Genomic DNA, 9,439 nt, shown 5'->3' with positions numbered 1-9,439 from the left:
TGGCCGGGTCGGCCCCGCGCTTGCGGGGATGGCCCCTCGACGGCCGCGACCGGGCACGCCACGCCGACGTCGGCCCCGCGCTTGCGGGGATGGTCCCGTGCTGGAGGCCAGCCAGCGCTGCATGGCCGGGTCGGCCCCGCGCTTGCGGGGATGGCCCCTCGACGGCCGCGACCGGGCACGCCACGCCGACGTCGGCCCCGCGCTTGCGGGGATGGTCCACCACGACTGGAGCGACGCCCACTACCGGCTCGGTCGGCCCCGCGCTTGCGGGGATGGTCCGGCGTTGCGGATCCTGGAGCTCGTCCGCCTGATGTCGGCCCCGCGCTTGCGGGGATGGTCCCCCGGCTGCCGCTCCGACTGGCGCGTGGCTCGCGTCGGCCCCGCGCTTGCGGGGATGGTCCGTGCGCCGATGCCTGCATGGTGGCGCTGCGCCGGTCGGCCCCGCGCTTGCGGGGATGGTCCCGAGCTGGAGGCGTGAGCGTGGACAACTGGTGTGTCGGCCCCGCGCTTGCGGGGATGGTCCTGAAGGTGACTACGTCGGCCAGCGGAACGTCAGGTCGGCCCCGCGCCTGCGGGGATGGTCCCGCCTGGATGGCGCACAGTCCCGCGCAGAGCGTGTCGGCCCCGCGCCTGCGGGGATGGTCCCGGTCTTGCTGGCGCTGTCGATCAGCTTGTACGCGTCGGCCCCGCGCCTGCGGGGATGGTCCGGCAGGCATCCCCGAGAGCGTCATCCCGCGCATGTCGGCCCCGCGCCTGCGGGGATGGTCCCGCCTCATCTTGCGGCTGGTAGCCGACCATGGCGTCGGCCCGGCGCCTGCGGGGATGGTCCGCGCCTCCCACTTCGCCCGCGTTGATCGTCCTGGTCGGCCCCGCGCCTGCGGGGATGGTCCCGGCCACGGCCGTAGTCGCCCGGGAACTGAGGGGGCCATCCAAGGATGGTGGATCGATCGAACTCCCGAAACCGAGTATTGGACGCAGAGCTCGTCGACGGCAGCCCTGCCTCTTATCCAGTGAGGGTGGCCAGGTAGGACTCGGTCACGCTCCATGGGGTGAGCTCGATGCCGAAGCCGCTGCGGTGGGCGTCTTGGGTGTGGACGAGTTTGCCCGACAGGTGCACGATGTCACCGGTCCGGAACGCACCGGTGTAGGCGCCCAGGTAGGACCGCATGTGGGTGATCTTGCGGGCGAAGGAGTCGGGCTCGTCCACGGTGGACGACAGGATCGTCTTGACCTTGATCCCGTACAGGGCGGGGGTGACCAGCCCTTCACTGTGGTCGGTGATCTTCGCCAGCAAGGCCATATGGCCGATCTCTTTAGCCGAGGTGCGGGCGAAGGTCTGATCGCAGTCACAGCGGATCGGCTCGCAGTTGATGTGCGCGCCGGTGCCGGCGGTGAGGCCTTGGAACTTGCGTCGTTCCTGCTTGATAAGGGTGTCGAAAGCGCTGCCAGCCATGTACTTGGCCCGGCGCAGATACAGCTGCATGAGGGTGTCGCCGGCGTAGGGCCGAATCAGGTCGCCGACGCCGAACAACTCGCGGGCGGCGGCGTAGCCGTCGGGGCCGTAGCAGACCAGGTCGATGTCGGAGCGGTCGTTGAAGCAGCCGACCAGGAAGGAGCCGGTGATACCGAACAGCTCGCGAGCCCCTAGGGAGACGATCCGGTCGATGGTGGCCAGCAGGTCCGCGCCCGCGCGAGCGTTCCGCACCAGGTGGGGGTTGGCGTGGATGGTGCTCAGCGCGGCCCGGCAGGAGTGGTGCAGGGCCACCTGTCCTCGGGGCAGGCCGGTGATGACGCAGCCCAGCACGTCGGAGTAGACGTAGCATTCGGGCCGCTCGGCCAAGATGCCGAAGGATTTCGACACCACGCTGTTTTGCCGGTAGGTGCGGCCCAGCAGCTGCCGGTCTCCGTGGGGGTCGGGGTGGTACTTGACGTAGCCGAGGTAGTGGCTGGCCGGATGAACGTCGCCGATGACTTTGAACACCACGCCATGCTGATCCATCAGGTAGTCGCGATCACGCACCAGCGGCAGCGGGCCACCGAGCGGGTTCTCCAGCGGGTTATCGAGTTGTGGTGGCGGCGCCGGCAGTGAACTCGGCCAGGGTAGGGAAGGCGGCGGTGTCGATCGTGGTGTAGTCCTCATAGTGCTCCAGTCCCATCTGGAAAAGGGCGCGGCGGTAGTGCCATTTGAGGTGCTTGTCACGGCGCTGCGGGTCGGCGGGCCGCATCAGGGCCAGGAAGAACAGGCATTTGACCAGCAGGAAGTCGGGCAGGTAACCGCTCAGCGGCCGGCCGTACGCCTCCAGGGCGGCTGAGTCCAGGGCGAGCAGGTAGCGCGCTCGTTGCGCCGGGCTGATGCGGTATCCCTTGCCACCGCCTTTGAAGGCGACGATGTCGAGCATCGGGTAGACGTCGTATCCCAGCGGGGCCGGGCCGTGGTGCTGCCAGTCGATCACCCCAGTGGGGAAGGCGTTGGGCAGCCCGTAGTCCAGGTGGCTGTGGCACATCGGCACATCGCGCAATCGCTCGACGACGCGATCGAGCGCCGCGTGGGTGCGGGGGGTGTCCAGGTCGGGGTTCTCGGCGAAGACGTTCGCGGTGAACCCGGCCTGCTCGATCCACGCCCGCACCTCCCTTACGCCGCCGGGCAGCGGGCTGCGGGCCTGGGCTGCGAGCAGGTGCCCGGAGATGGCGGCCGCGGCGTCGACGACGTCCTCGGGCACCTGGCCTTGGGCATCGGCGCCGGCCAGGGCGGCGTCGTGCAGGGAGGCCTCGCCGAGGCTGTGTTCGGTGAAGAAGTGGCGGCCGCCTTCGGCGCTGCCTTCGAAGCCGTCGGCGAGGATCTGCGGCACCGGGTAGCCCAGCTGCGCGGCCCGGCGCTGGAAGTCGGCTTCGGCTGCCACGCTCTGGTCGCCGGTGCGTTTGTAGAGCACACCGTCGGCGCTGCGCCATACCTCGCCGTCGGCGGCGGTACGGCGTTTGATGAATTCCCAGTCGCCCACTGCTCTTTCCTTTCACACAGATACCAATTGTAGGGGGATGGGCGGTAGTTTAGATACATGATATTGGCTGTGGTACGGCACGCTGAGTCAATTGAGAACGCCGATAAATACAACGGCTTTTACCATGATCGGCGCCCGTACGACGGGCAGGCGGCCCATGACATCTCCCGCACCGTGGTCGGGCTGACCCCACGGGGTTTTCACCAGGCGGTGTGGCTGGGGCGCACCCTGGCCGAGACGGTGGGCGCCGGGGCGCGCGTCTACACCTCCACCTACCGGCGGGCGATCGACACCGCGCAACTGGCCTTCCCCGGCCTGCCCGGCGGCTGGCCGCGCCGCACGGCGCTGCTGGATGAGCAGCACTACGGGGAGGCGACCTACATGACCAAGCAGGAGTTGTTCGCCACCTACCCCGACGGGGCCGAGGATCGGCGGCTGCGCAAACACCTGTGGACTCCGCCCGGCGGAGGTGAGTCCCTGGCCGGCGGCGTCCGGCAGCGGGCGCTGGGCTTTCTCGCGCTGCTGCGCACCGACACCGCCCCGGACTCGGGATCCGGGGCGAGGATAGCGGTGGTGGTGGCCATCACCCATCACACGATGATCCTGGCGTTGCGCGCTCTGCTGGAGGCGCGCCCTGTTGAAGAGGTCGTCACCGAATCCCGTGAGACCAAAATCCCTAATGCCGCGATTATCCGTTATGAGATGCGCGGTGACGCGATCATAAGGCCGATCATTATCGCGCCGTCGATCTAGAAAAAGAGTGGAGGGCAATGGTGGCGCGGCACCTGTTCTTCTTCAACGGCCCGGTACAGAACCAGGAATTCACGTTCGCGGAAAAGCCGGGGAAAGCGGTCGGCATCCGCATCGCCGCGGCGCTGAACCAGCTGCTGGGCCACTCACCGGTGCCGCACCTGTGGAACACCGTCACCCTGAGCGGAGACCTGCGCCACCGGCACACCACGACCTGGCCCCGGCGGCCGCGGGCCGACGTCGAAGCCGACGCGATCGCCGCCAAGTACGCCCCCGGCACCTGGCCGCCGGGCGGTATCGTCACCGACGCCGACCGCCCGGTCGCCGACCTGGCGCGGGAGATGATCGCTGAGGCGTTGTCGGCCGGGACGCTGACCATCAGCCGCGAACGCGTCCGGGTGTGCGCCGGCTGCGGGCACATGACCGGCACCGCAGACCATGCCTGCCGGGCCTGCGGAAACGCGGCCACCCGCGCCCACGTCGCCGAGCACCTGGTCGCCGAGCGCGACCCGGCCCGGCCCGTCGTCGCCGGCGAGGACATCCACGCCTTTCGGCGGCGCGCCCCGCTGCAACTGCGCAACGCCGCAGGTAACGCGCCGGCGCGGCTGATCCTGTCGCGCACCCGTGCCTACGGCATCGACCTGGAGGCGGTGGGCCTGCCGGGCCTGGTGCTGGACCCCCGGGCCGGTCTGCACGTGGCGGTCCTGGCCGCCGCCCGCCGGCTCCAGGCCGACGTGGCGGTGATGACCACCACCGCCAACGCCGCCCTCAACGTCGCCGCGCACGGCCAGCCCTTCCGCACCCACCACGGTCTGCGGCTGCGCTACGTCCTGCACGGACACGTGCCCTACAGCGCCGCCAGCGTCTTGTCGCAGGTGTATGAGCGCCACCAGGCTGATGCCGCCACCCAGACGACGTTCGAGACGTGGTTCCTGCCGCTGTATGCGCTCAAGGAGAAGAACGGCGTGCGCGCCGAGCAGCTGCCCGCGCTGTTCAAGCACTTCAGCCGCGCCCGCCGGGCCCGGCCCCCACACCCCGACCCGCAGCTCATCGACAACCTTCACCGCTCGATCACCGAAGGCGACGCCGATTGGGTGATGCGGCAATCTGTCCTGGCCCACGCCATGACCAGCACCGACATTCCGCAACCGGATGACGAAGTGGAGCTGACCGGTGCGCCAACCCCGTGAACCCGCAAGCCGTGTGCCCAGATGCCCTCGATCCCCAGACGCGATCCCAGTCGACTCCAAATAGGTCAGATCAGGCGGCGGTGGTTCGGCTGTCGGCTCGGATGGTTGCGGAGGTGGCGCATCCAGTGAACCTGGCACCGCGTCGCGGCGCTCCCGGAAAGCATCGTGGGGAATTACAAAAATCAACCATTCACCTGAAGTGATGGGGCAATCACTGGTAGACACGTTGTTGTAGTTCGAATCCCGAAAACGGCCGAACTCACCGAGAGGGAGGGAACAAGAGCGTGGTCGTCGGCACGCGCCAACTTGGACCTGACCATCCTCATTCCCCTAGCAGCGTCGTTGCGGTACCGGGCTCAGGTGAGTTCCAAAGGAGGATCTCCGGCCGGTGCGGGCGGCTCCACAGTGGGCCCGTCGACCTCGTTGATCACGCACAGCCGCAGCACCGTATCCGGATCCCGGGGGAGCTGAGTGAACGTATCGTCGGTGACCAGCTCAGCGGTCACCGGCAAAGGGCCGTCGGCGACCGCTGGGCCGAGCAGGCTATCGGCTGGCTGCTCTTCCTCCTTGGCCTGGTGGATTACCGCGAGGCGGTAGGCGGCCTCGGCGTGACCGTGGCCGGCGGCCAGCTGGTAGAAGAACATCGCGACACTGAGCTTGCTGGGAAAGCACTGGTAGTGGCGGCCGTAGCCGCAGGCGAGCTCGGCGGCGACCTGCAGGCGATGGGGGTGGTTGAACAGGCCCGCCGCATTGGTCTGCCCGGCGTCGCTGGCCCGGCGCAGCCAGTGGAGCGCCTCCGGGGGCCAGCCCCTCAGCAGCGCGATGACCGCCAGGCGCATACAGTCCTCACTGTTGCCGTCCTGGCTGTGCTCCAGCAGGCGGATACCGGTCCTGCCGTAGATCTGCAGCAGCCGCTGCCGCTCCTCGGGCAGTGGTGCGAAGACAACCGGGGTGGCTGGGGGGCTGGGTGGCCGGGCACGTCGGCCCGCGCCGGGGGCATCAGCGCGGGCCGAGGTGCCCGGCGCGGGGGCGGGTCGCTGTGCGGGGTGGGGCACGGCCTCGGGTGAGGCTGCCTGGGCTGTGATCGGCCGCAGGGTGGGCGCGGGGGGATCGGGCCGGGCACCGCGGGCCACGCGCCATCGCTGACACCACACCTCGATGTCCCCCATGCTGCGCACATCCAGGCCGGTCCGGTCGGCGGCTATCGTGCACGCGGCCACGAAGCACGACACCCACGCCCATGGCGGCACGCGTTTGCGTTTGCCGGACAGGATGTCGTGCGTGGTGCTGGAGGCCAAGATCCGATCCTGGCTGTTTTCGGAGATGAGCTTCGAGATCGCGCACAGGTGAGACAGCGCCGGGGAGCCGGCCCGGTCGCGTAGCTCGTTGAGCTGGCCGACGAAGGCGCGCAGCGCCGCATCACGATGTTGTTCAACCATCGCCCTCAGCCGAAATGAGTGATCCGTGATCTACAGGTAGTAGCCGGAGTCATATTGGCATTAACGGGTGGTCAAGCTGGGGGAGATCGCATTTTCCGCCTCATCCGGGATTAACAGGTAGTTGACCTGCGCTAACGAACTCCGGACGAGTCCGGATGAGACCGGATGACCTCGAAGGGATCCGGATCAGAGCGGATCACTGCGGAGGTAACCGGAGCAGGTCGCATATGAACAGGCGCCGACCTTCGAAAGGCCGACCACGTCAGTGACCGGCTCCGCCGCGCTGCGAAGCGCCCGGGGAAGCGGCAACGGTTTTCGCCCGCATGAAGCCGTTTACTCCGGTGTTGTCCGGAAGTGTTTGAACCGGTGGCGGCCAGGTCAGCGGCGCCTCCATCGTTGATCTCGCCCCCGCCGGCGACGAAGGAGACGCCCATGCCGCATGCCCCCGCTGTCCCGCGTGCCCTGGCCTCTCCGCTGCGTGTCACCGGCACCCGACCGGGCCACCTGCCCTCACCGTGGGCTCACGACGACGACCAGTTGCTGACCCTGCTGGTGACGGTCTGGGCCCTGATCACCGGGCGTATGCCGCCCAACCGCCCCAGCGATGAGCTCACCGACACCGAACTCATCGCGTTTTGGGCCGATGACCAGACCGCCGGATCCCCGGCGACGCCATCTCAGGAGTGACCCCGATGTTTTCCGTGCCCGTACTTCTCACCTTGACCACCACCACGCTGGTGACGACCATCGCCTGCGCGCTCACCCTGGCCACCGGCGCCGCCTGGCCCACCGCCCTGCTCAGTGGCGGAGCCGCGGGCGCCGCCACCATGGGCTTGCTCATCCACCTGCTCGATCAGCACCGCGACAAGCAATAACCGACCGACCTGAACCGATTCGGCCTCCCTGGGATGGTGCGCAAAGCCGTAGCCCAGCCCGCGACCATCCGGCGAGGCACCAGCGCCAGATGGTCACTCGACGCCTTGATCCCTGAAAGACAATTCGGTAACTGCGCGTGGTGCCGTGACGTGCTCGACAAAGACCACGCGGTGTGAGACACCGATGAAGACGTCGACGTCGAAGATAGGCATGGCCCATGCTCTGGACGCTGGTGAACATCCTGTTCAACCGAGATCTGGTGGGCGACCCGGAACACGTGCGGTGCGGTCGCTGTGGGTACACCGCCGACCAGTTCGAGGCGCCGATGCGGACCAGGTCCTACTTCACCGTGTCGCGGGAACAACCTCCGGATGGCTACCGGATGCCACCGGAGTGGACGTGCCCGTCCTGCGGCCGGGCCGGTCCGCTGGAGACCGGAGAGTTGCTGAGCAACGACACTGTTGTGCACTGCCGCCGTACGTTCCTGTGCCGGTACTCCTGGACGGTGCCGAGCATGGCGACCGCCGTGACCTGCCCGCGCTGTTACACGCGCCAGTCCGGCCCTGCCAGATGACGCCTCCGTTGGCAGCGGCCCATTTGGAAACGAACCGGTTGAGGCACCGCGCCCCGGCGTCGGCTTGTACAAGCCGCAACGGGAAGCCTGACCAGCGCCTGGCCGCCGCGCTCACCTGTCATCATGACGCTGCCGCCGGGCTGGTGCCGGACGGATGGGCTGGCTCATTGGAATCACCGACGTCGTCGGTGATTCCCTCGCTTTGGGCGCTGTCTTGCGGCTTCGGGCGATGTGCGTCCCGGCGCGGGCCTGGGTGGCGGACCTCCGGCCAGTCCTCGGCGGTATTGGAACCCGGGGTGTCGTCCAGGGCGTCGGCGCTCATGCTGCGATATGCCTGTATCAGGGCAGCGACGTGTTCGGGGGAGACCTCGGCGTTGACCACGAGGGCAGCGAGGAGTTGGGAGCGGCTCACGTTCTCGTGGGCGGCGAGTCCGGCGGCAACGAGCCGCTCAAGGCGATCGTCGACGGCTTGGGGCCAGGTAACCAGGGTGTTGCGGCGTCGAGCGCGCCACAGCAGTTTCATCGCCGCTCCCGCTGCCCATGATCTATATTCAATATATATTCCGTGCATGGTGAGCATGCTGCAAGCCCCGTCCCGGCCTCAGGCGCAAGACAGTGAGCCGCCCGCTGTGGTGAGGATCGCCGGGCGGACGCTGCGGCCCACGCCGGTGTTCGACACCTATTGGCGTTTCGCCGCGGCCAGGCAGCAGGTGTACCTGGCGCGGCTAGGGGAGGCGCCGCCGCCAGCATGCCAGGATCCGGTGCTGGCGCAGCACCGCTTCACGAACTGCTTTCGCGCCGCGGACCGGGTCAGCCAGTACCTGATCGGTCAGGTCTCCTACCGCGGGGACCAAGAGTGGCGCGAGGTGTTCTTCCGCACCATGCTGTTCAAGGTCTTCAACAAGATCCAAACATGGCAGCTCCTGGAGAAGCACCTGGGTGAGGTGACCTGGAGCGGATATGACTTTCAGGTCCTGGACGGCGTGCTGTCGAAGGCGTTCGCGGCGGGGGAGCGGCTGTACTCCGCGGCCTACATCACCCCTCCGCCGGCATTGGGGGAGCAGCGCAAGCACAGCAACCACCTGCGGCTCATCGCGTTGATGATGGACCAGGAGGCACCGGAGCGGGTGCAGCAGTCCGCGTCGATGCACGAGGCGTATGAGGTCCTGCTGAGCTTCCCAGCGATCGGCCCGTTCCTGGCCTACCAGTACCTGATCGACCTGAACTACGCGGCGCAGATGTCCTTCTCAGAGATGGACTTCGTCGTTCCGGGCCCAGGAGCCCGCGATGGGATCCGCAAATGCTTCGGCCCCGCGGCCGGCGGCCTGGAGGCCGAGGTGATCCACTACATGGCGGACACCCAGCAAGAGCACTTTGGGCGCCTTGGGCTCTCGTTCACGGGGCTGCGGGGCCGTCCCTTGCAGCTGATCGACTGCCAAAATCTGTTCTGCGAGGTCGACAAGTACGCACGAGTGGTGCACCCGGAGGTCGCCGGTATCAGCGGGCGCAGCCGCATCAAGCAGCTGTACCGGGCCGATGCCGCCCCCTTGAGCGCGTGGTTCCCGCCCAAGTGGGGGGTCAACGCTTAAGCGCTCCAGCCGGTGAGAGCCC

10 protein-coding genes and 1 CRISPR repeat array are annotated in these 9,439 nt (G+C 68.1%); of the genes, 6 read left to right on the top strand and 4 right to left on the bottom strand.

Annotated elements, in window-relative coordinates:
• Positions 1-7: 7 nt before the first annotated feature.
• Positions 8-890: direct repeats of the CRISPR family, unit length 28 nt; unit sequence GTCGGCCCCGCGCTTGCGGGGATGGTCC.
• A gap of 113 nt (positions 891-1,003) precedes the next feature.
• Together AB0K21_RS43860 and AB0K21_RS43855 are read right to left on the bottom strand one after the other, a co-directional pair.
• Positions 1,004-1,981: a hypothetical protein gene (locus tag AB0K21_RS43860; RefSeq protein WP_364159020.1), complete on the bottom strand. Its 978-nt coding sequence runs from the start codon at positions 1,979-1,981 to the stop codon at positions 1,004-1,006.
• A gap of 76 nt (positions 1,982-2,057) precedes the next feature.
• Positions 2,058-2,999 (bottom strand): phosphotransferase, encoded by a 942-nt coding sequence (locus tag AB0K21_RS43855; RefSeq protein WP_364159017.1) that lies wholly within the window; start codon positions 2,997-2,999, stop codon positions 2,058-2,060.
• A 69-nt stretch (positions 3,000-3,068) separates the two neighbouring features.
• On the opposite strand from AB0K21_RS43855, the gene AB0K21_RS43850 reads away from it, so the two are divergent.
• Entirely contained in the window at positions 3,069-3,752 is a 684-nt protein-coding gene (locus AB0K21_RS43850; RefSeq protein ID WP_364159014.1) for a histidine phosphatase family protein, read from the top strand.
• A 17-nt stretch (positions 3,753-3,769) separates the two neighbouring features.
• Positions 3,770-4,939 (top strand): hypothetical protein, encoded by a 1,170-nt coding sequence (locus AB0K21_RS43845; protein ID WP_364159011.1) that lies wholly within the window; start codon positions 3,770-3,772, stop codon positions 4,937-4,939.
• Positions 4,940-5,295: 356 nt separating this feature from the next.
• Here AB0K21_RS43845 and AB0K21_RS43840 read toward each other — a convergent pair whose 3' ends face one another.
• The gene (locus AB0K21_RS43840) at positions 5,296-6,378 is read right to left on the bottom strand and encodes a hypothetical protein (RefSeq protein WP_364159008.1); all 1,083 of its coding nucleotides are present in this window, start codon (positions 6,376-6,378) and stop codon (positions 5,296-5,298) included.
• Between the two features lie 432 nt (positions 6,379-6,810).
• Between AB0K21_RS43840 and AB0K21_RS43835 the strand changes: the two genes are divergently transcribed.
• The 3 genes from AB0K21_RS43835 to AB0K21_RS43825 all read left to right on the top strand — a co-directional run bounded on the left by AB0K21_RS43835 (position 6,811) and on the right by AB0K21_RS43825 (position 7,828).
• Positions 6,811-7,065 carry a hypothetical protein gene (locus AB0K21_RS43835; protein WP_364159005.1) on the top strand — a complete coding sequence of 85 codons (255 nt, stop codon included), beginning with the start codon at positions 6,811-6,813 and terminating at the stop codon, positions 7,063-7,065.
• 5 nt (positions 7,066-7,070) lie between these two features.
• Positions 7,071-7,253: a hypothetical protein gene (locus tag AB0K21_RS43830; protein WP_364159002.1), complete on the top strand. Its 183-nt coding sequence runs from the start codon at positions 7,071-7,073 to the stop codon at positions 7,251-7,253.
• Positions 7,254-7,471: 218 nt separating this feature from the next.
• Positions 7,472-7,828, top strand: a complete 357-nt coding sequence (locus tag AB0K21_RS43825; RefSeq protein ID WP_364158999.1) for a hypothetical protein — start codon at positions 7,472-7,474, stop codon at positions 7,826-7,828.
• A gap of 121 nt (positions 7,829-7,949) precedes the next feature.
• On the opposite strand, the gene AB0K21_RS43820 is transcribed toward AB0K21_RS43825, so the two are convergent.
• Complete coding sequence (locus AB0K21_RS43820; protein ID WP_364158996.1) at positions 7,950-8,351, bottom strand: hypothetical protein; 402 nt, start codon at positions 8,349-8,351, stop codon at positions 7,950-7,952.
• A gap of 46 nt (positions 8,352-8,397) precedes the next feature.
• On the opposite strand from AB0K21_RS43820, the gene AB0K21_RS43815 reads away from it, so the two are divergent.
• Positions 8,398-9,417, top strand: a complete 1,020-nt coding sequence (locus AB0K21_RS43815) for a nucleotide kinase domain-containing protein (protein ID WP_364158993.1) — start codon at positions 8,398-8,400, stop codon at positions 9,415-9,417.
• Positions 9,418-9,439 lie beyond the last annotated feature (22 nt).

Origin of the sequence: Streptosporangium sp. NPDC049248, assembly GCF_040678965.1 — a bacterium.
Lineage (GTDB): Bacteria > Actinomycetota > Actinomycetes > Streptosporangiales > Streptosporangiaceae > Streptosporangium > Streptosporangium fukuiense.
Note: the sequence above shows the minus strand (reverse complement) of the source record. Positions and strands in the feature narration are given on the sequence as shown.